Annotated in this window: 15 protein-coding genes; 1 reads left to right on the forward strand and 14 read right to left on the reverse strand. The window is 33.6% G+C overall.

Features of this window, described 5'->3' with window-relative positions; genetic code table 11:
* Nucleotides 1–55 precede the first annotated feature (55 nt).
* The 7 genes from JQC67_RS00600 to JQC67_RS00630 all read right to left on the reverse strand — a co-directional run bounded on the left by JQC67_RS00600 (nt 56) and on the right by JQC67_RS00630 (nt 11,029).
* Nucleotides 56–1,423: a TolC family protein gene (locus JQC67_RS00600; protein WP_203250927.1), complete on the reverse strand. Its 1,368-nt coding sequence runs from the start codon at nt 1,421–1,423 to the stop codon at nt 56–58.
* 65 nt (nt 1,424–1,488) lie between these two features.
* A complete protein-coding gene (locus tag JQC67_RS00605) occupies nt 1,489–4,716 on the reverse strand; it encodes an efflux RND transporter permease subunit (protein ID WP_203250928.1) in 3,228 nt (1,075 codons plus the stop codon).
* Complete coding sequence (locus tag JQC67_RS00610; RefSeq protein WP_203250929.1) at nt 4,716–5,852, reverse strand: efflux RND transporter periplasmic adaptor subunit; 1,137 nt, start codon at nt 5,850–5,852, stop codon at nt 4,716–4,718. The genes JQC67_RS00605 and JQC67_RS00610 overlap by 1 nt, the downstream gene beginning before the upstream one ends.
* Before the next feature lie 182 nt (nt 5,853–6,034).
* The gene (locus tag JQC67_RS00615) at nt 6,035–6,919 is read right to left on the reverse strand and encodes a hypothetical protein (RefSeq protein ID WP_203250930.1); all 885 of its coding nucleotides are present in this window, start codon (nt 6,917–6,919) and stop codon (nt 6,035–6,037) included.
* A 229-nt stretch (nt 6,920–7,148) separates the two neighbouring features.
* Nucleotides 7,149–8,054, reverse strand: coding sequence for a leucine-rich repeat domain-containing protein (locus JQC67_RS00620; RefSeq protein ID WP_238934422.1), 906 nt, complete (start codon nt 8,052–8,054; stop codon nt 7,149–7,151).
* 9 nt (nt 8,055–8,063) lie between these two features.
* Entirely contained in the window at nt 8,064–8,948 is an 885-nt protein-coding gene (locus JQC67_RS00625; RefSeq protein ID WP_203250931.1) for a leucine-rich repeat domain-containing protein, read from the reverse strand.
* A 167-nt stretch (nt 8,949–9,115) separates the two neighbouring features.
* Nucleotides 9,116–11,029 (reverse strand): ABC-F family ATP-binding cassette domain-containing protein, encoded by a 1,914-nt coding sequence (locus JQC67_RS00630; protein ID WP_203250932.1) that lies wholly within the window; start codon nt 11,027–11,029, stop codon nt 9,116–9,118.
* Nucleotides 11,030–11,219: 190 nt separating this feature from the next.
* Between JQC67_RS00630 and JQC67_RS00635 the strand changes: the two genes are divergently transcribed.
* Nucleotides 11,220–11,603 carry a DUF983 domain-containing protein gene (locus tag JQC67_RS00635; RefSeq protein ID WP_203250933.1) on the forward strand — a complete coding sequence of 128 codons (384 nt, stop codon included), beginning with the start codon at nt 11,220–11,222 and terminating at the stop codon, nt 11,601–11,603.
* Here JQC67_RS00635 and JQC67_RS00640 read toward each other — a convergent pair.
* From JQC67_RS00640 to topA, 7 genes are all read right to left on the reverse strand, one after another.
* Nucleotides 11,600–12,655 (reverse strand): NAD(P)/FAD-dependent oxidoreductase, encoded by a 1,056-nt coding sequence (locus JQC67_RS00640; RefSeq protein WP_203250934.1) that lies wholly within the window; start codon nt 12,653–12,655, stop codon nt 11,600–11,602. The genes JQC67_RS00635 and JQC67_RS00640 overlap by 4 nt on opposite strands.
* Before the next feature lie 99 nt (nt 12,656–12,754).
* Nucleotides 12,755–13,657, reverse strand: a complete 903-nt coding sequence (gene porN, locus JQC67_RS00645; protein ID WP_203250935.1) for a type IX secretion system ring subunit PorN/GldN — start codon at nt 13,655–13,657, stop codon at nt 12,755–12,757.
* A 60-nt stretch (nt 13,658–13,717) separates the two neighbouring features.
* Nucleotides 13,718–15,277, reverse strand: a complete 1,560-nt coding sequence (gene porM, locus JQC67_RS00650) for a type IX secretion system motor protein PorM/GldM (protein ID WP_203250936.1) — start codon at nt 15,275–15,277, stop codon at nt 13,718–13,720.
* 56 nt (nt 15,278–15,333) lie between these two features.
* The gene (porL, locus tag JQC67_RS00655; RefSeq protein WP_203250937.1) at nt 15,334–15,984 is read right to left on the reverse strand and encodes a type IX secretion system motor protein PorL/GldL; all 651 of its coding nucleotides are present in this window, start codon (nt 15,982–15,984) and stop codon (nt 15,334–15,336) included.
* A 114-nt stretch (nt 15,985–16,098) separates the two neighbouring features.
* Nucleotides 16,099–17,454: a T9SS ring complex lipoprotein PorK/GldK gene (gene porK / locus JQC67_RS00660; RefSeq protein ID WP_203250938.1), complete on the reverse strand. Its 1,356-nt coding sequence runs from the start codon at nt 17,452–17,454 to the stop codon at nt 16,099–16,101.
* A gap of 120 nt (nt 17,455–17,574) precedes the next feature.
* On the reverse strand, nt 17,575–18,732 hold the full coding sequence (locus JQC67_RS00665) for a formimidoylglutamase (RefSeq protein WP_203250939.1): 1,158 nt from the start codon (nt 18,730–18,732) through the stop codon (nt 17,575–17,577).
* Between the two features lie 208 nt (nt 18,733–18,940).
* Nucleotides 18,941–21,454, reverse strand: a complete 2,514-nt coding sequence (gene topA / locus JQC67_RS00670; protein ID WP_203250940.1) for a type I DNA topoisomerase — start codon at nt 21,452–21,454, stop codon at nt 18,941–18,943.
* Between the last annotated feature and the right edge of the window lie 79 nt (nt 21,455–21,533).

Here is a 21,533-nt window from a genome sequence, read left to right on the forward strand (position 1 = left end):
CAAAAGATAGCTTTTTTTAAACGTCAAAACAAAATAGCAAATGCTACTTTGTTATTTAAAGTTCAACATTTAATAATTGTCCTGTCAATTGTAATAATTGTAACTCTGCAAGCTTAGCATCATATTTGGCAAGATTTTTATTTGTTTGCGCATTAAGTAAATTAATTTGTGCTTGTCTGAACTCAATAGAAGTAATTTGGCCCAACTGGAACTGTTCTTTAGAACGTTCAAAATTATTAATGTTGGTAAGTACATTTTGCTCTTGAATCTGAAAAATGGTTAATCGATTCTCATATATAGCTCGCGCATTCTGCATATCTCTATTAACTTCTAACAATACTTGTTCTTTCAATAACCCTTGATTTTCATACGCTATTTTTGCGTTTTTCACTTGAACGGTAGTACTACCTCCGTCAAAAAGATTCCAAGAAAGACTAGCACCTAAAACAAAATTTCTAGTGTTTTCACTATTGGTACCTGGAAAAAACGCTGACGCTGCAGATTGATTCAGTCCCCAACCATAAGTACCTGAGACTCCCAATGTAGGTAGGTAACCCGATTTACTAACTTTAATATCATAGGCATTTATTGCTAGATTCTTCTCAGTTTGTAAAAGTGCCACATTATTCAAATCAGCTTGAGACATATACTCTTCTAATTGAATTTTAGGAATAAAATTTACTAAGGTATCTACTTCGTAAACTTGATTTAAATCTTGATTAAGCAATACACTTAAATCGCGTTTTGTATTTTCAAGCTGTTGTTTTGTGTTCAATAAATTAATACTATCATTAGTAACATCAACTTGGGCATTTAAGATGTCTAATTTAGTATTCTGCCCGTATTCAAATGCATATTCTGCCCGTGTAATTCGCTGTGTAGATATTTCTAATGCTTGTTGTAATACGTTTTCATTTTCGGTAAGTCTAGCAATTTCAAAATAAACACCAAACAATTGTAAAATTGTATTTTCAATTGTTTCTCTTGCCTGCAGCTCACTTAATTGGTATTGCTCTTTCAAACGTTTGTAATTATAAAAACGCCCTAAACCATCAAATAAAGTATAATTTGCAGTTAATGCAGTGTTATAACGTTGCGCTTCTGCTTTGTATATATCTGTATCCGGAAAAGGGATAATATCACCAGAATCGGGATCAGTTGTAGTACGCCCTGGAAATTCAATGTTATTATCATCTCTTTGATAATTAGCACCTGCACTACCAGTAAGTGTGGGCAGAAAACCTGAATTTAGAACTCCTTTATTGTTTTCAGCTATTTCTACTTGATTATTAGCTACTTTAATTCCGAAGTTATTCTCGAGTGCTAAGTTGACAGCCTCTTCTTTAGAAAGTATATTTTCTTGTGCAAAAAAAGTACTAGTAACAACTAGCGAAAGTATTGTGCTTAGATATAAATTTTTCATTCTTGTATGCATTCTTAATCATTGGGGAGTTGAAACTAAATTCCGCTAGCTATTAATTGCTGAGTTTAATCACTTGTTGGTATAGATTTTTGACCTTGAAGGTGCAAATCATCTTGTTGTTCTTTAATAGCTCTTTCAACCTCTTCTTTTGTAATATCATTACCCGTTGCCAACCATTTTGCACTCACTTTTATCTTGTTACTAAAAGATAAAAACAATGGCAAGGCTAACAATGTTAATACCGTAGCAAAGCCAATACCATATGCAATTGAAATTGCCATAGGCTTTAAAAATTGTGCTTGTCTACTAGTTTCGAATAATAAGGGTGTTAAACCTGCAATTGTAGTAATTGAGGTTAAAAAGATAGCTCTAAAACGAGATTTACCAGCTTCATAAATTGCATCGTCAAACTTCATTCCAAGTCGCAAGTTTGTATTGAACTTGCCTATTAATACGAGCCCATCATTCACCATAATACCGATTAAAGCGATTATACCTAATAACGACAATATATTTACTGGAAAATCATGGATCCAATGCCCCCATACTACCGCTGTTAAACTAAACGGAATTAGCAAAATCAATAATAAAGGCTGACTAAAACTTCTAAAAGTAAATGCAATTGTTATGTAGATTAAAGCGAGAACTGATAAGCCAACAAATTTTAAAGATCCTACCAATTTACCTTGCTCTCTACTTTGCCCTTCATATGAAGCCGTCACTGAGTGATATTTCGATTGAATTTCGGGCATAATTTCATCTCGAATTTGGTTCATAACATCAGTCGGACTATCCTTTGGATCTTTCATATCTGCAGAAACTTGAATTTCACGCCTACCTTCAAGTCTATTTATTGCAACATCACCTCTTTCAATTACATAACTGGCAATTTCTTTTAAAGGAACCCTATTGCCGCTAGGAGTAACAATTCGCATTTCATCTAAATCTGCAATCGAAGATCGATTCTCACGGTCATACCGTACCCAAACTCGAATTTCATCTTGACCTCTTTGAAAACGTTGTGCTTGAGAACCAAAGAATCCAGCACGAACTTGATTCATTATACTTCTTAAATCAAGACCTAACAAATAAGCATTTTCTTTTAATTCTAAGCGTATTTCCTTAATCCCAGCAGGATCATTATCTGCTATATCCTTAAGGGTTGGGTTATTAATTAAAGCTGTTTTTAATTCTAGTTTAGCAGCTTTTAATTCTTCAATATTATTGCCTAAAAGCGAAACAGAAACCGGTGACCCACCAAAATTTCCTCCAGACCCATAAATCAAACTTTCAACCCCAATTACAGGCCCTACCAATTCTGCCAATCTATTGGTAACCAAATCAGCTTTTATGGCATCTGGCCGCTCTTCACCTGGCAACAGATTGATTGTTAAAGTTGCCGCTGCTGATCCAGGACCTACTCTTTTTATTACATTTTCAAATAAAATTTTATCAGTCCCAGCTAAATATTTTTTCGTTAATTCTTGGTTAACAATCTCAGCATTATCTTCTATTAGTGAGATAATTGAATCTGTCACTTTTTCGTTAGTTCCATTTGGCATCAATAATTCAATTGAAACTCTATCACTAGCTATTCTAGGAAAGAAAGCAGTTCTTACAATACCCCCACCAACAGAACCTAAAGTTAAAATGAGAGCCATAGCAAAAATACCAAAGGTCAATACTTTGTATTTTAAGGCAAACTTCAATGTTGGTGCATACATATTATCACGCATCCACTTCATAAATCGATCACCCATTTCATTGATAATCCTTAGTTTACCAAAAGCCCTACCAATAGCAGTTTTAGGTGTTTTATCAGTAGGCTGTAATGCTTTTGAATGCGCTAAATGAGCAGGTAAAATAATTAAAGCTTCAACTAGTGATACTGCTAGAGTAAGTATTACAATGACAGAGACTTCACCAAAAAATTCTCCAATTCTACTATCTAAAAACAAGAAAATTGAAAAAGCCAAAATAGTAGTAATAATGGCTGAAATAATCGGAGGCAACACCTCTAAAGTTCCATCAATAGCAGCATCAACAGGAGACTTCCCCTTTTCGTAATGCTGATAAATATTTTCAGCTATAACAATTCCATCATCAACGAGAATACCTATTACGATTATCATTCCGAATAATGAAAGAACGTTAATAGTAACATCAAAGAAACCAGCAAAAATAAACATCCCTAAAAATGCAACAGGAAGGCCAAATGCCACCCAAAATGCCAATCGTGTATTTAAGAATAATGATAAAAAGATAAGTACAAGCAACATTCCTTGCCATGCGTTTTTAACCAATAAATCTGTTCTACCCTTTAAAGTTTTAGATAAATCACTGACAATACTTAAGGTTACATTATCATACTTCTGATTAAACTCTTCAATATACTCTTTTACCTTATCCGCAGATGTTATAAGATCTTCTGTATTGGTACTCGTAATTGTTGTATTTACAGAAAGGTTACCATTAAAATAAGATGCATTCGGAGTTTCAGAAAATCGATCTCTGATTACGGCAACATCTTTTAAACGAACTGTTTGCCCAGAAGGATTAGCACGCACTATAATATTTGATAATTCATCACCATAATACGAACGGTTATTTGCTCGAATTAAATACTCTTCTGCACTAGTTTTAATTGTACCACCAGTCACCAGAATATTTGCGTTAGCAACTGCATTCGAAACTTCTGTGAAAGAAATATTATATGCCAATAAACGATTTTCATCAACCGCTATTTCAATTTCTTCATCGGGGTATCCTGAAATTTCAATTTGCGAAATACCATCAATAGCACGAATATCATTTTCAACTTCTCTACCAATTTGTTTTAAGGTTGCTAACGGAATTTGACTACCACTAATAGCAAAGCCAATGGTCTGCCGAACTACCTCAAGTTTAGAAACAATAAGCGGTTCCATACCTGTTGGAAAAGTAGGTACTCTATCAACAGCGTTTTTAACTTCGAGTAACATGAAATCAATATCTCTACCTTTTTCAATCTCAACATTAATGCTTCCACTATTTTCTCGTGATGTTGAAGTTACCCGATCAACCCCTTCTAATCCTTTTAAGTTATCTTCGATTTTTAGAACAATACCCTCTTCAACTTCTTGTGGAGAAGCTCCTGGATAGGTAATGGCAATCGAAATATTTTTTGAATCGGTAAGTGGAAAAAATGATGATTTAAGCGAAACCGCACCTACAATTCCAAAAACTGCAAAAGCCAATATCAGCACTGTAACAGCTACATGATATCGTATAAAATACTCTATTAACTTGCGCATTATTTGTCGGTATTTGTAGATTCATCTTCATAGATTCGTACTGCCATACCAGTATAGGCCCCTAAGATGGGTTTAGACACGATAACTGTTCCGTTTGGCACATCTTTCAACACCACTTTCTTTTCAGTGAAATAAACAGGCTTTACGTCAATCAAATCTAAAATGGTATCTCTAACTACAAATATCTTATCACCTTCAAGCAAAAGGCCTCTATCAACTTCAATTGCATCTGTTTCATTTCTAGCATCAAGGTTAGCTTCAAGATACATACCTTCTCTCAAATCACTATTTTTCACCTCAATAAATGCCTTTATAGTTTGTGATGCCTGATCTACGCTCCCATTAATTCTTGCAACTTTACCTACATACTTTTTATTTTCACCTAAAGAGGATAATTCAACATTTTCCCCAATCTTAAGTAAGTCACTAAAATTTTTACTTACAGCAACTTCTAATTCATAAACATCGGTATTAATAAATTCACCCAATTTTTGTCCGGATCTGACCAGTGTTCCTTCTGTTACTAAAGTTTCAGTAAGTACACCATTAAATGGGGCTGAAATTCTATATTTAGAAAGTCGTTGCTCAAGATTTTTAACGTTATAATAGGTTGTAAGAATACCACGACCACTAATAAAAAACTTTTCTTTCTCTGAAACCATTTCTGGTAATTCAGGAGTAGATTTATTCAAATCAAAACCAGTAAGATAAGACTGCCACTTAGGAAATAAATCAGGATAATCTAAGCGCAAATCGGGCATAATAGCCGTCAACTGATTATATAGATTACTTTTTGCAGATTGTACACTAGCGGCATATTCTGAAGCATCGATACTAATTATTGTTTCACCTGACCGAAAAGTTTCTCCGGTCTTAAATAATTTATTGCCTCTTTTAAATACACCTTGTACCTCAGCATACAATTCAACCCTATTTTTTGCTACAAGGTTTCCATTGGCGGGCACTATAATAGCTACATCAGAATTTTGAACTGTTTCTGCAAATACAGTTTTGACAACTTTCTGCGCCTTAGGCGTAAAAGTTTTTTTACTGTCTATTATAAGGTTAGCACCATAAAATGCCCCAATAATTAATAAGACACCTATTATTGATAGTATAATTTTTCTAGTATTCATGTATTGGTATGGAAGTTTGATTCTATTTAAGACTACAAAACTATCTATTAGTTTAGGCTATTAAAGTTAAACATATCTTAAATGTGAATTACCAACATGAATAGATTTACAAAAGGTTCAAATTTTTGCATAAAAAAAGGGATACAATATGTATCCCTTTATAATTACTATTTATTTTAAGTCTATTCTTCTACGTCTTCAAACTTGTTGTTTGCCATACCAGAATTATCGATTTCATGAAGTTGCTTATACTTAATATTCAATTGCAAATCATCAGTATCAAAAGCTACTAAATCTACACTTTCCATCTCCTTCAAACTCTCAAAAGAGCTAAAACCATTACCTTGAAGTTGTACAAATTGTAGGTCTTTTAAAGTTTCTATTCCCTCAGGAACTTTACCATTAAAGTTATTGAAAGACAACATTAATTCAGACAAGTTTTTCATGTGACTAAAGCTAAAGTTAATCTCGCCCTCTAGTTTATTACCAGCAACACTAAAATTTGTAAGATTAGTTAAATCAGCAACTGTAGCTGGTAAATTACCTTCAAAATAATTATTAGAAAGATCAAGAATCTTAAGGTTTTTAGCAGCAGCTAAACCTGCTGGTATGTCACCTTCTAATTTATTATCAAACAAAATTAATTCTTCTAATTGTTGTAAGGCAGTAAAGTTCTCAGGTAGTTTACCTTTTAATCCGTTCATCTCTAATTTTACAACCTTGAGTTTAGAAAGGTTAGCAATAACTGCAGGTAAGTTACCTTCTAGGTTATTAAAAGCTAAATCTAAAACTTCTAAGTTTTTTAGGTTTTTGATACTATTTGGTATCGAACCTATTAAATTATTCTTGTACAGATTTAAGCCAACAACATGGTTGTCTAATATATCTACACCATACCATTGATTGGCAGGTAATTTCAGGTTCCATTGTACCAGCCAAGAATCACCTTTGGTGGCATTGTACAAATCAATTAAGGCTTTCTTTTCAGAATCTGGCAACTGCGCTTGAATAGCAGTTTGAAAGAAAAAGATGAAAAGAAATGAAGCATAAAGTAGTTTTTTGGTCATAATTATTAGATTTTGGGTTACAATATAAATTCACTTATCATGTACATAATTAAAGGTCAACATGACCTCGTTAAAAGTTTCAAATTGCAAATAGTGAACTGATTGTTAGTCCTTAACGTAATAAATCCGATTTTATGATATTTTTATCGATTTTTTTTTAGTTTTTCAGAAACAAAAAAGGGGTGCATTGCGCACCCCTTTTAACCAAACTAACTAAAGTTACACACAACTACTCACTTTCTTCATCATCGAATTTAGTATCTGCCATACGGGTTTTACTAAAATTGACATCTTTAAAATCTATATTTAAATCTTCTTTATTATCATAGTCAAACACCAAGAACTGTTTTGAGTCTAAATACTCTAAACTCTTGAATGAATCGAATTTATTATTTTGAATTTGAAAAACTTCAAGACTAGCCAACTGACCAAACTCCATTGGTATCTCTCCTCTGAATTCATTGTTTGCTAAGACCAGTTCTTTTAATTTTGACAGATTACCTAATTGCCTTGGAATAGAACCTTCTAATGCATTTTCAAATAGGCCTAGACTTTCTAATTTTGATAAACTACCAAGAGAGTTTGGAATAACTCCAACGAGTTTATTACTTGATAGATTTAATATTTTTAAATTTTGAATTTGCCCTAAAGACTCTGGAATAGATCCGGATATAAAATTATTAAATGCTGTAAACTCTTTCAGATTTTTCAAGTTTCCTATTTCCGTAGGAAGCGTACCTTCAATTCTATTCATTTCAATTTTAAGGACAGCTAAATTTGAAAGCTCAGTTAAAGTGACAGGCAATTGACCTTCTATATTGTTAAATGCTAAATTTAAATATCTTAATTTTTCAAGGTTTTTAATACTTCCTGGCAAACTGCCTTTTAAATTATTTCTGAATAAATTAATTTCTACAACATGATTATTTAAAACTTTTACCCCATGCCACTTGGCCACTGGTTCTTCTAGATTCCATTTCTGATTCCAAGCATTTCCATCTAAGGCATTATATAAATCAACCAGAACGTCTTTCTCATTAGAGGACACCTGGGCAATCATATTGCTTGTAACAGTGATACACATCAAAGCTACCATCAGCGAAAATTTACTCATATTTATTTTTTTACGCATCATCGTCTAGCTTTAATTTTGGTCTTCTTCAAATTTTGTGTCTGCCGTTCTAATTTCTGTATTCAAATAGAAATCTTTAAAACTTCCCTCAGAAATATGCTGTTCTTCTTTATAATCTATTAATGCAATTTCAGATTCTTGAGGTATACTATTTTTTAGATGTAGTTGATCGAAACTATTATTTTGTAATTGAACTACTTTCAACTTAGGCAATGTAAAGATTGCCGTTGGAAATTTTCCTTGGAAATTATTTTCTGCTACAACTAATGATTTTAGGTTTTTCAGATTGCTAAGATTGTTTGGTATTTCACCTTCAAACTTATTATTATTTAATTCTAGCCTTTTCAAATTAATTAGTTCACCTAAACCTATTGGTAGCACACCAGACAAAGAATTATCGGAAATTGATATTATTTCTAAATTCTCAAGCTTATTAATATCATTAGGAATTTTGCCAGTCAACTTGTTATAAAACAAATCAAGTATTCTTAATTTCTTAAGCTTTACTATTTCATTCGGAATTTCACCTGTTAGCTCATTTTTACCAAAACGTAATACTTCTAAACGTTTCATTTTAGTTATTGAGTTTGGTATTTGTCCATTAACTTTATTGAATGCAATATCTAACACACGTAATTTTGTCAAATCTCCTAAAGATTCAGGCAACTGTCCACTTAGGTTATTATCCATTAAGTAAATACCTACAACATTTCCATTTTCAACCTCAATTCCACTCCATGTAGAAATCGGTTCATTTACATTCCATTGATTATACCAATTTTCACCGTTAGTACTTATATATAAATCAATAAGTGCTTGCTTCTCATTATTAGGCACCATTGCAGTCAAAAATTGACAAGCAATTAAGAATAAAAATAAATGTAGTTTTGTGTTCATTTTCAAATACATAACAATCTAAATATCTTCAAGTTTCATCAGAATTATCTTACAAATTAACTTTTACACAAGCTAAAAAACAAATAATATCGACGAACGGTAACTTTTTGTTGTGAAAGTATCTAAAAGTGTGGTAAAAAAAATAAACGGCTCATTTAGCCAACAAATTATGCAAGATTTTCAAGCTCTAATGTAGTTTTTTCCCACGACGCCATTAAATTTTCAAGCTCCTTTTTCTTGCGATTATATTTATCGTAAAAATTAGGTTTTGCTATAGTTGCATCATAATTCATAAGTAAATCATGATCATCATCAGAAATGCTCTTTTCAAATTCAGCAATCTTTTTTTCAAGTGAACTAAGTTTGTTCTTAATCGATTTTATCTTTTTCTGATCTTTGAAGCTATTCTGCCCTTTATCTGAAACAACTTTTGCCTTCTGAACTTCTTGTTTTTTTTCAATAGCCCTAAAGTTGGCTACTTTTCGTTCATCAAGATAATAATCAATATCACCTAAATATTCTCTTATTTTTCTATCCTTAAATTCATAGACTTTATTAGTTAAGCCTTGAAGAAAATCTCTATCATGCGAAACAACTATCAAAGTACCCTCAAAATTCTGTAATGCCGTTTTTAAAACGTTCTTTGATTGAATGTCTAAATGGTTTGTAGGTTCATCCATCACCAAAACATTAAAAGGTTGTAATAGCATTTTAGCCAATGCTAGGCGGTTACGTTCACCACCGGAAAGCACTTTTACGTACTTCTCTACTTCTTCACCACGAAACAAAAAAGAGCCAAGAATATCTCTAACTTTACTTCTATTCTTTTCATTGGCGGCATCAATCATGGTATCTAGTATGGTTTTATTGCCATCTAAATACTCAGCCTGATTTTGAGCAAAATATCCGATTTGAACATTATGGCCTAATTTCAAATGACCGTCATGCTTTAAATCACCCACCATTATTTTGGCTAAAGTTGATTTTCCTTGACCATTCTGCCCAACAAATGCGGTTTTACTATTACGTTCAATAAGTAAATCGATATCTTTCAATACCTGATGATCACCATAACTTTTAGACAAGTTTTCAATTTCCGTAACAACCTTACCAGGCACCACTGAAATAGGAAAACGAAGATTCATAGCAGCATTATCATCTTGATCAACTTCAATACGTTCCATCTTATCCAATTTCTTGATAAGCGACTGCGCCATTGATGCTTTTGATGATTTTGCTCTAAATTTCTCAATTAAACGTTCAGCTTGTTGAATTTCTTTCTCTTGATTCTTTAAGGCATTCATCTGTTGTTGTTTGATTTCTCCACGTAATGTCAAGAACTCAGAGTATGCCTTATTATAATCATAAATACGTCCCAAAGAGATTTCAATGGTACGGTTGGTTACATTATCAAGAAACATTTTATCGTGCGAAACGATAACTACAGCTCCGGTATGACCTTTTAAAAACTGTTCTAACCAGATAATAGATTCAATATCTAAGTGGTTCGTAGGCTCATCTAACAAAAGCACCTCATTACTTTGAAGCAACAATTTTGCCAATTCAATACGCATACGCCAACCACCTGAAAAGGTATCGGTCTTTTTATCAAAATCTTCACGCTTAAAGCCTAAACCTTGTAGAATTTTCTCGGTATCACCTTGATAATTATAGCCGCCAACAATTTCAAACCTATGAGTTAAATCACTCAAATCTATCATCAGCTGATTATAAGACTCTGACTCATAATCAGTTCGTTCAACAAGTTGTTGATTAATATGTTCTAATTGAGCCTCTAATGTCTTAATCTCTTCAAATGCCTGATACGCTTCTTCAAGAACAGTGCGCCCTACAACAAAATCAATATCTTGCTTTAAAAAACCAATATTGGTGTTTTTTTCAATTGCTATAGTACCTGTATCATACGCCATTTCTTTTGATAGCAATTTTAACAGAGTTGATTTCCCTGCACCATTTTTACCAATAAGACCTACTCGATCACCACCATTCAAACGAAATGATATTTCTTCAAATAAGTATTCGCCGCCAAAAGAGACTGAAAGATTGTGTACGTTTAACATAGAATTGCGATCAAGCTATTTGATTATTATTGATTAAATTTTGTGCTAAAATTTTGCTTTTTCACATCTATATAGTGTATTCTATTAAAAATACGAGGTATAAATAAGACCGATTACAGAATTGAATTATACAATGGTCATTGCTACCAATAAAAAGGCAAAATAGTATCTTTGTGAAAAGATTTTGCAAATGTTAAAAAAAGGATCGAAAGCGTACAGCATTTTAACAGGAAGTTGTCCTAAATGTCATGAAGAAAGCATGTATAAGGATAAAAACCCTTATCATATGTCTAATATTTTTGAAATGCATGAAAGATGTTCACATTGCAATACAAAATATAAGATTGAGCCTTCTTTCTTTTTTGGAGCTATGTATGTAAGTTATAGTGTTGGAATTGCTTTTGCTGTAGCCGCTTTTGTGATTTCTTATTTTGTTTTCAAGGCTTCTTTAATTGGTATCTTTATTTCAATTATTGCAACGCTAATTGCCTTTATGCCATTTATAATTCGAATCTCACGTAATATTTGGATTAATTTTTTCATTCATTACAATCCGCAGGCACTAAAAAATTAATTTTTTAAATATTTAACTTTAAATCGGTCGATGTTAATTTCAGCATCAAGCTGTTTTTCTTGTTCAATAAATTCATAAAGCATTTTTGAAACAAACGGGCCAATCATCACTCCCCTAGAGCCAAATCCATTTAAAACATATAAATTTTGATGTTCTGGGTGTCTGCCAACCAAAGGGCGTCTATCAGTAACCGTTGGGCGAATACCAGCAACATGATCTACAACAGTATAGTCACATTTCAAAAATGTATTCAATTTTTCTAAAAGTTCACGTTTAGCATCCGCTGTTGGTAGGTTTGTTTTGTCTTTCCATTTATAGGTTGCCCCAACTCTATACAAATCATTACCAATCGGAATAATAAATATAGATGACTTTACAGCACGTGTTTCTTTTAAATCAGGCGCTTTAATGGTAAGTAGTTCACCTTTTGTACCCGTTAATGGTAAATAATTAAAATAAGGATTGTTGTGAAGACCGAAACCTTCTGCAAAAACTATATGTTTTGCAGAAATTCCTTTATATGAAATACTATTCTCTGAAAAAGTAAGCTGATTATAATCAAAAGTCTCGTTTTCAAACTTACCTTTTTCAATTAAATCATTTTTATAAACGTCTAATAGTAGTTTTGTATTGATTCTTCCAGTATTTATAACCTCCCCAAATCCAAATGGAGCGTCAATTTTCGGGTTATTATTCTGGATTATTTCTGTGGATAAAAACTGTTGCATTCCGTTTTTATCACAAGCTTCAAACCAAAGGTTTTGCTCTTCAATGGATGCAAATCTTCTAACAACTGATAGTTTTTCGTCTAGTTCAACATTTAGCCTTTTTTCGATTTTCGAGTAAAACGGAACCACCATTTGCATTTGCTCAAGTGCTTTCCATGTTAATGAAAATCTTTTCAAAATTACCGGATTGTACATGCCAGCGGCAACTTGAGAAGAAGTCTGCGAAGCGTCAGAAATGACCTGAAATGATTTACCATTTTTCTCTAAGGTTTCACAAAAAGTAACTCCCGCTAAACCCAAACCAACTACCAAATAATCTACCATTTTACAAAGTTAGCTATTGTTGCTGGCATTGTTGAAATGAAAAAGCCCCAACATTGCTGTTGGGGCTTTTAAATCTATTGAATTGGAATAAATTCTGTCTTAATAAGACCACATATCTTGTTCCCTGTCTCTAATGGCTTCTTTAATTCGTTTAGCCTCTAATAACTGAAACAATGCATTATCAGATATATAATCATTGACCTTACGATCACCATGAACATTATCTTCTCTATAAATAACTCCACTAAATCTTCGAGAATTCAACAGTGCATCATAAGAAATAGGTTGCGCTGAATTACGTTGGTTGAAAACTTTAGCTTCATGTAAAATCTGCCTGGCACTTGGGTACCATACCCAAAAAAGTTCAACCAAAGACTCACCCGGAGCCATAGAGTCATCATCTATAAAGTTAACGTCTGGTGCAACCGGTGCAATACCTAATAAACGGTATTTTAATTCACCTTGTCGCTTATCAAAATACCACATACCTTTAATACGATATTCTTCAATATCTGCAGCTGTAAGATCACGCTCGTTAACAAACTCTCTTGAAAGTTCTTCACCAGCATTGATTTGCTCATAACCAAGATCAGTAGTATCTACTTTTCTTAAGGTAGCTTGCAAATCAGAGAATTTTCTTTTCTCAGTAAAATATGAATCTACATAAACATCTTGAAGTTTTCCGTTCTTGATATTTTTAATAAATACATCATACAAAGATCTTCTATCTGCACCTATATCAATAGTATCGATAGGGTAATACATTGGAAAATTGACACGTTCATCAAGGTCAATAGTCTCCCATGTAGTTTTAGACCATAGAATATCTCTATCATCTACATAACCATATTCAAGTGGAGTATCATTATCTAAAGCTTTTTGAGCTTCAGTTTTAATTCCAATCTCTTCTGGCTTTTTAGCGTTCAATAAGTTCGCTTGAGCCATCATAGATGCGGGCAATATGGTAACGGCCCCGATCAATAAAACATTTTTCCAATTCATGTCTGTTTGACTTTAAAATAACCGGACAACCGATAAGATTGTCCGGAATTCAATTAATTATTAGTTTGTAATCTCCACAACTACTGGAGATACTTTTTTCAATTTATAACTCTTGTTATTTGTAATATAAGCGTTGATGTCAAAGATTTGAACAGCGTCACCTCTTTTAGCTCTCTTAAGAGCAGACTTAGCTCTAGCATCTAATTTACCACCGTTTACAGCAACTGTAGGCTGACCAGGTACTTTCAATTTAAATCCGCTTACTGCAAGATTCAAATCAAAATCGAAATCTTCTAGCATTGCACCAATGGTAGCAACTTCTAAGTTCTTTCTTGGCATTTTAATGCTACCCGCTTCACCTCTAACAGAACCAGAAGGTCTTGGTATATCTTTAATTCTGAACTCAGATTTAGAAGATATTGATTGACCATCAGGTAAAGTACCAGAAGCAGTAATAGTAACTGTTCTACCTGTACCAGGATTCATGATATACTTACTACCATTACTCTGTTTTAAACCAGGTGCAGAAGCACGTACTTTGTTATTAGGTATACCAGGTATTGAAATTGACATAGGGTTAGCTACACCACGGTAAACAACATTCATTTTATCAGCAGCAATTAAAGCTGCGTTAGGCTTAGAAATAGTTGCAAATGAATTTTTCACTGGCACTTCAATCTCATCACCATCTTGCTTAAAGAATAATTTACCTGCTACTTCATGATCACCAGCATTACCAGAACCAATTAGCATTTTAATACCACCAGCTTCAATCTTATAATCTTTTCCTTCAGAAAGTTTTCTACCGTCTAAAGTCAATTCAGCTCTTACTGGTGTAGATGAATTATCAGTTTTACTAATGATAATTTTACCATCATACTTTTCTCCAGTATAGTAAGCAGACTTGCTTGCCATAAGAGATGTCGCAAAGTTCTTTAATGAAACTTGTTCAGTTAACTCACCTGCTAACATTGATTTTAAAGCATCTTCTTCAGTAGCCTTAACATCTGCTTGAAGCGCAGTTAATTTAGCTAAAGAAGCTACAAGTGGAAAACCTTCATAATGATAGTTAATCCAATCTTGCTTAGTTCCATCACGTTTTTCAACTTTACCATTAGCATCACCAGTTTCGAAACGAGTCTTAACTGCTTCTTTAACACTAGCAGGTGCAATAGCTGCAACGTTTGTTCGGTAATCATTCAATCTTTTCATGAACTCTTTACCACCTTCTCCAAGTGCATCGCCTTGAAAAAGTTTTTGATCTAACCAATCAGACTTGTCCATTACAGCGTAATCTTTCGGGTCTTCAACACCTTCCATCATACCTGATTTTAGACTTTCGATATAGTCATAATAGTCTTTCGACATTTCTTTGATCTTCTGTGCATCTTTGTACAGCTTATCATACTTAGCTGCATCTTCAGATGCTTTAGTACCAAGACTAGCTAAGAAAGTTTCATTACTTTCTATGGTCTTAGCGTTAGAAGCTTCCATACGTTCGTTCATAATACCGAACGCCGCGAGAACTTCTTTACTCATATTTAGGGCTAGCATACAAATGAATACCAAATACATTAGGTTTACCATTTTCTGCCTTGGTGACTGTTTTCCTCCTGCCATGTTTTCTAATTAGTTTTTAATTAATACTAAATTTGGGGTTATTTAACTAAAACTAATTAGCTTTTGGTCATTGCGCTTAACATACCACCGTATACTCCATTCAATGAAGAAAGGTTAGTAGCTAAAGACTGCATTTGATCTTTTAAAGCAGCAGCATTTTGCAATTGCTCTTCATTCACAGATGCTTGTTTGCTAGCACTTTCTAATTGTACTTTATATAAACTATTCAAAGATTCCATTTGAGAAGCAGCCTGAACCATTTCATCAGAATATTTTCTAGTAGATTCCATAGCGTCAACTGTAGGAGCAATTCCTTTAGCAGCACCTTCAAAGTTTCTGATACTAGATCCTAAACTTTCCATAAGTTGTGCATCAACACCAGCTTCTTTTAATAATTCATCTAATTTACCAGACAATGAAGCTTCTGATTCTTTAATTGCATTAAGCTCATTACCTCTGTCTTGAGAAGCACCACCAGCTAATTCTGGGTATACTAAAGACCAATCGTACTCATCATCTAAAGGTTCAAATGCACTAATAGCAAAAATAAGTGCTTCAGTAATTAAACCTACCGCTAGTAATAAACCACCTGTAAGTGGACCGAACTCCCAGTGTAAGATTTTGAATAATGCACCAATAATTACAATCGATGCTCCTAGGCCGTAGGCCATGTTAAATAATTTCTTTGTTGCTTTTGACTGTGCCATAATTTTTAATTTAATTTAAGTTTAATGTTAATAATAAGGATTTGGTTAACTTTTAATACCTCCGATTTTATATACGTTTTAAATCGATGTATTGTATTTAGGATTTTTTATATTTTATTGTGTTGAATCTTCTTCACCCATGTAATCTTGTACAGTTCTAAAACCTACATAACTACGAGCAGAATCAGCGTATTCATAATCTCTTGTACTTACTTGTAAAAAATAAGCAACATCTTTCCAAGAACCACCTCGTATAACTTTTCTAGCATTTGCACCGCCACCACCATTTGGGTTCATTGTAGATACATAGTCGTATGAATCTGCATCGTAACTTGAATTTGTCCATTCAGAAACATTACCAGCCATGTTGTATAGGTTAAAATCGTTTGGCTCGTAAGATTTAGCTTCTACAGTATATAATGCTGCATCTGCTGCATAATCACCACGTTGCGGTTTAAAGTTTGCCATATAACAACCCGTATCGCTAATAACATATGGGCCACCCCAAGGATATGTACCACCTTCGATACCACCTCTAGCTGCATACTCCCATTCCGCTTCAGTAGGCAATCTAAATTGGTTTACAAATTGTTTACCTTTTTCTTTTTGATCGTCATTCTTGAATTTTGTTCTCCAGTTACAGAATGCTCTTGCTTGTTCCCAAGAGATTCCAACAACAGGATAATCACTATAAGCATCATGCCAGAAATAATCATTGTGCATTGGCTCATTGTAAGAGTATTCGAAATCACGAATCCAAACTGTAGTATCAGGATAAACTTCTAACTCTTCGTGTCTGATAAAATCTTTTCTTCTACCGTTTCTAGAACGAGCAGCAGCTTCGATATCCATCCAGCTATACTTATACTTTAATTTAGTAACGTCAATTGTACGTTGACCATTATAAGACTCCTCTTCAGGAATATATAAAGAATCCATTATTTCAGTATAGTACTCATCTGGATATTCAGAAGTATCCCAAACTAGATTTTCATCTAAATTCAGACCTCTTCCTTCATAACCAGTTTCGCCCATACCAGAATAATTATCTAACATGTACTTGTCATATGCAGAAGATTTGGTAGTATCTGCATCTTTAAATGCGTACTCACCGATTCCACCATCTTCTGGACCTAAACCAAGCTCATCTGCAAGAATTGCTAATTTAGTTCTAGTAATAGAATCTTTTACCCATTCTACAAACTGACGATATTCGCTGTTTGTGATTTCGGTGTCATCCATATAGAATGATCGTACGGTAACAGTTTTAGTTGGTGCGTTGAGAACTTTCGCTTGATCTTCTTCACTCTTACCCATAATGAATGACCCCTGAGGGATCAACTCCATTCCATAAGGTTTCTCCGGATACCAACGCTTTCCTTGAGCTCCGATTAGTTCTCCTTTTGTCTTAGACCCACAACTGGTGAGTAAAAAGACAAACGCTATAGATGATAACAATAGCTTTTTCATACTTTAGGTTAATTTCGATTATGGTTAAAAACTGTAAACACAATATTTTTCTACTCACTAAAACTGCTTTTTGTGTAAAATATTGTATGGAACACCATGATACTTAAAAAAAAAACTTGATCAATTATACCCTTTCTTATAGGCTTTAAACCAGCGTTCTGGAATATTTTGATCACATGCATCTAAGTAGTCTTTTTCGGTGCAAGGTAATAACGACATCGTATTCGTTTTAGTATGTGATCCGTAAATAGAAGGTAGTTCTATCCACCATCTATTGGTAAGATTACTTTTATAAAAAACTAAATTTTCAATTTCTGTTGGCACATTATATTTAACAAAGTCTTCTTTATTTAGGTAAGGTGATTCTTTAACCCTAAAATTATAACCTTCAATAAAGTACCAAATTATCTGTGAAACAAGTTGGTATGACTGCATATTATTATCCATTTCATACACACCAAACACATCAACTCGATCACTTAAACCTGCATATCTTGATAAAGCACAAATTTCTCTACCTGTTAAACCATTAGGTGAAAAGTTATCAGACATACCCATTTCAGATGCTCTAATTGCTCTTGCATCTAAGCTTACCATATTGGCATCACGCAAGGTTGGTTCTGCTACACTAATATCTGCAGTTAGCTCGCCTAGCCTACAAGCATCGAAAAATAGGCGCTCCATAAGGTCCATTTCTTCTTGTGCATTGAAGTAACTTTGGTATGCTAAATTTGAAAAATTGAATAAATTATTGGGTTTATCCGTAATAATTTTACTCATATAAGAATGAGAAGATATCAATTCATCATCCATTCCAAAGTCAAATCTACTATCTATAGATACCAGATTTATCATACTTCTTATTCCGTCAAAAGCTCTATATGTTGGATAGGTTATATCTTGTGTAGCGCCTATAATAATCGGAATTATATTTTCTTCAAGTAGGCCAGCGACAATTTCTTTAACCACAAAATAGGTATCTTCTACACTTTCACCCTCTTCAATATCGCCCATATCTACCAAAGTAGAATTCCAATTGCCCATTAATAGCTTATACAATTGAATACGAATGCCAGTAGTATCTAGCTTTTCTGTTTTCTTTTCAAAGGCATTTCGCGATTCTCTTACACCAACAATTGCCATAGAGGCATTGGCCAAAACAGGCAAACCTTTTTGCGCTGTATGTACGTAAATATTTTTTCCAATCGATTGTTCAGGTAATAATTCACAGTGTGCCAAAACCTTATCGGCAACCGGAACCAAAAAATCAAAAGCCATGTAGTAGCTGTTTAGTGTTCACTTGCAAAGTTATTTGGTTAACATTTACGGAACAACTGTAAAATCGAAATTCTCAAAAGAATATTAATTGGGAAAATAAAAGACATAAAAAAGCCCTAAAAATTAATTTTAGGGCTCAAACTTATAAGATTACCTAACCTTTTTTTTCCAGCAGTTAAAACTGATAAGACTAATTAAGCTTAAACAATTACTTTTTTGCCTTTGGTTTTGCTTTCGCCTTTGCTTTTGGCTTAGCTTTTGCTTTTTTCTTAGGTGTCTTTTTCTCTATAAAATCTTTGGCAGCCTCAAGTGTTATTTTTGTAGCATCAACAGATTTTGCAATTTCTACTTTTATTTTACCTTTGATAATATTGTGACGGCCCCATCTCGCTTTTTCAATACGAATACCTTCATCTTCCCAGTTTTGCACAACCTTATCAATCTCTTTTTGCTTTTTAGTCTCAATTAATTCAACAAGGTCTGCTTCTGAAAGGTTATCAAAATCATACTTTTTATTGACATTAATAAACATGCCATCCCATTTGATAAAAGGTCCAAAACGACCTGTACCTTTGGTAACATCTTTGTCTTCATAAGAATAAATAGGAGCATCTGCCTTTTCTTTTTCAACAATAAGTTCAATAGCTCTTTCTAAATCTACATCAAAAGCGCTTTCACCTTTTGCAAGTGAAACAAACTTATCACCAAATTTCACATATGGTCCGAAACGACCAACGTTTGCAAGCACCTCTTCACCTTTGTAATCCCCTAAAGTTCTAGGCAATTCAAAAAGCACCATGGCTTCATCAAAACTAATTGTATTCAAAGAATGTTCTGGCAATAGACTTGCAAACAAAGGTTTTTCTTCTTCATCTACTGTACCTATTTGAACCATTGGTCCAAAACGACCTAAACGAACAGAAACCTGTCTGCCTGTTTTTGGATCTTTACCTAAAACACGTTCACCACTAGCTCGATCCGCATTTTCTTCAACATCTAGTACTTTAGGGTGAAAATCATTATAAAATGTTTTGATAACTTTTTGCCAATCTTCAGATCCTTCTGCAATTTCATCAAAATTCTCTTCTACTCGAGCAGTGAAATTATAATCAAGAATACTCGCAAAATGACTCACTAAGAAATCATTTACAATCATACCAATGTCAGTCGGTACTAATTTACCTTTATCAGAACCAATAGTTTCCGTCAATTTTTTTTCTGCAATAGTATTATCAGCTAAAAGTAATTGTGCATATGAACGCTCAACGCCTTCAATAGTACCTTTTTCAACATACTTTCTATTCTGAATTGTTGAAATAGTTGGTGCATATGTAGATGGTCTACCAATACCAAGCTCTTCTAACTTTTTTACTAAGGATGCTTCCGTATAACGGTAAGGTGGTCTTGTAAAACGCTCTGTTGCAGTAATATAATTGTTAGACAAAGCATCACCAACTTTCATCGCTGGTAACATACCTTCTTGTTCTTCAGCTTGATCTTCATCATCCAATCCTTCCATATAAACTTTAAGGAAACCATCAAACTTAATTACCTCACCATTAGCAGAAAAATCATCGCTATGCGTGCTGGCTTTTATTTTTACGTTGGTACGTTCTAATTGCGCATCACTCATTTGTGAGGCAATAGTACGTTTCCAAATTAAATCATATAATTTAGACTGATCGCGTTCTAAAGAAGGCGATTGATTTTTCATATCAGTAGGTCTTACGGCCTCATGCGCTTCTTGTGCACCCTTAGATTTTCCTTTGAAATTTCTAATAGTACTATATGATTCACCGTAATTTTCAACAATAGCATCTTTAGCAGCATTAATTGCTTCGCTAGATAGATTCACACTATCTGTTCTCATATAGGTAATAAGACCCGCTTCATACAAACGTTGTGCAACCTGCATTGTTCTACCTACTGAAAAATATAATTTTCTGGATGCTTCTTGTTGTAAAGTAGAAGTTGTAAACGGAGCTGAAGGTGATTTTTTTGCTGGTTTTTTATCAAGATTACCAACCGAAAAATTTGCACCTAAGTTTGTATCTAAAAAGGCTTGCGCCTCTTTTTTGGTTTTAAAAGTCTTATTTAGTTTTGCTTGAAAAACGCTTCCTGTTTCTGTTTTAAATTCAGCAGCTATTTTAAATGATGCTTCAGGTGTAAAGCCTTCTATATCTCTTTCACGCTCTACAATTAATCGAACGGCAACAGATTGTACCCGCCCAGCAGAAAGACCTGGTTTTATTTTTTTCCATAGCACTGGTGAAAGTTGATACCCCACCAATCGATCCAATACTCTTCGTGCTTGTTGTGCATTCACAAGGTTATAATTGATATCTCTCGGATTCTCAATAGCCTTCTGAATAGCTGATTTAGTAATGGAGTTAAAAACTATTCTTTTGGTTTTGTCTTTATCAAGACCCAATGTTTCGCTTAAGTGCCAAGATATGGCCTCACCCTCGCGATCCTCATCACTCGCGAGCCATATGGTGTCTGCTTTTTTAGCTAAATCTCTTAATTTTTTGACTAGAGCTTTCTTGTCTTCGTCAACTATATATTTGGGTTCAAAATTGTTATCAACATCAACCCCAAGCTCCTTTGAAGGAAGATCTGCGATATGCCCAAAACTGGACTCTACCTTAAAATCTTTTCCGAGAAACTTCTCTATAGTCTTTGCCTTTGCAGGTGACTCAACGATTACTAAATTCTTAGCCATGTAATTAAATTTGAGGGCACAAATGTATATGAAAAAATTTATATCAAGTCGTACCTTAATGTATAGATAAAAAAAACAC

Source organism: Aurantibacter crassamenti (genome assembly GCF_016811105.1).
GTDB lineage: Bacteria > Bacteroidota > Bacteroidia > Flavobacteriales > Flavobacteriaceae > Aurantibacter_A > Aurantibacter_A crassamenti.

Coding starts and splice junctions, on each gene's coding strand:
- JQC67_RS00600 (WP_203250927.1), bottom strand. CDS start 1,423: ATGAAAAATTTATATCTAAGCACAATACTTTCGCTAGTTGTTACTAGT.
- JQC67_RS00605 (WP_203250928.1), bottom strand. CDS start 4,716: ATGCGCAAGTTAATAGAGTATTTTATACGATATCATGTAGCTGTTACA.
- JQC67_RS00610 (WP_203250929.1), bottom strand. CDS start 5,852: ATGAATACTAGAAAAATTATACTATCAATAATAGGTGTCTTATTAATT.
- JQC67_RS00615 (WP_203250930.1), bottom strand. CDS start 6,919: ATGACCAAAAAACTACTTTATGCTTCATTTCTTTTCATCTTTTTCTTT.
- JQC67_RS00620 (WP_238934422.1), bottom strand. CDS start 8,054: ATGATGCGTAAAAAAATAAATATGAGTAAATTTTCGCTGATGGTAGCT.
- JQC67_RS00625 (WP_203250931.1), bottom strand. CDS start 8,948: ATGAACACAAAACTACATTTATTTTTATTCTTAATTGCTTGTCAATTT.
- JQC67_RS00630 (WP_203250932.1), bottom strand. CDS start 11,029: ATGTTAAACGTACACAATCTTTCAGTCTCTTTTGGCGGCGAATACTTA.
- JQC67_RS00635 (WP_203250933.1), top strand. CDS start 11,220: ATGTTAAAAAAAGGATCGAAAGCGTACAGCATTTTAACAGGAAGTTGT.
- JQC67_RS00640 (WP_203250934.1), bottom strand. CDS start 12,655: ATGGTAGATTATTTGGTAGTTGGTTTGGGTTTAGCGGGAGTTACTTTT.
- porN (WP_203250935.1), bottom strand. CDS start 13,657: ATGAATTGGAAAAATGTTTTATTGATCGGGGCCGTTACCATATTGCCC.
- porM (WP_203250936.1), bottom strand. CDS start 15,277: ATGGCAGGAGGAAAACAGTCACCAAGGCAGAAAATGGTAAACCTAATG.
- porL (WP_203250937.1), bottom strand. CDS start 15,984: ATGGCACAGTCAAAAGCAACAAAGAAATTATTTAACATGGCCTACGGC.
- porK (WP_203250938.1), bottom strand. CDS start 17,454: ATGAAAAAGCTATTGTTATCATCTATAGCGTTTGTCTTTTTACTCACC.
- JQC67_RS00665 (WP_203250939.1), bottom strand. CDS start 18,732: ATGGCTTTTGATTTTTTGGTTCCGGTTGCCGATAAGGTTTTGGCACAC.
- topA (WP_203250940.1), bottom strand. CDS start 21,454: ATGGCTAAGAATTTAGTAATCGTTGAGTCACCTGCAAAGGCAAAGACT.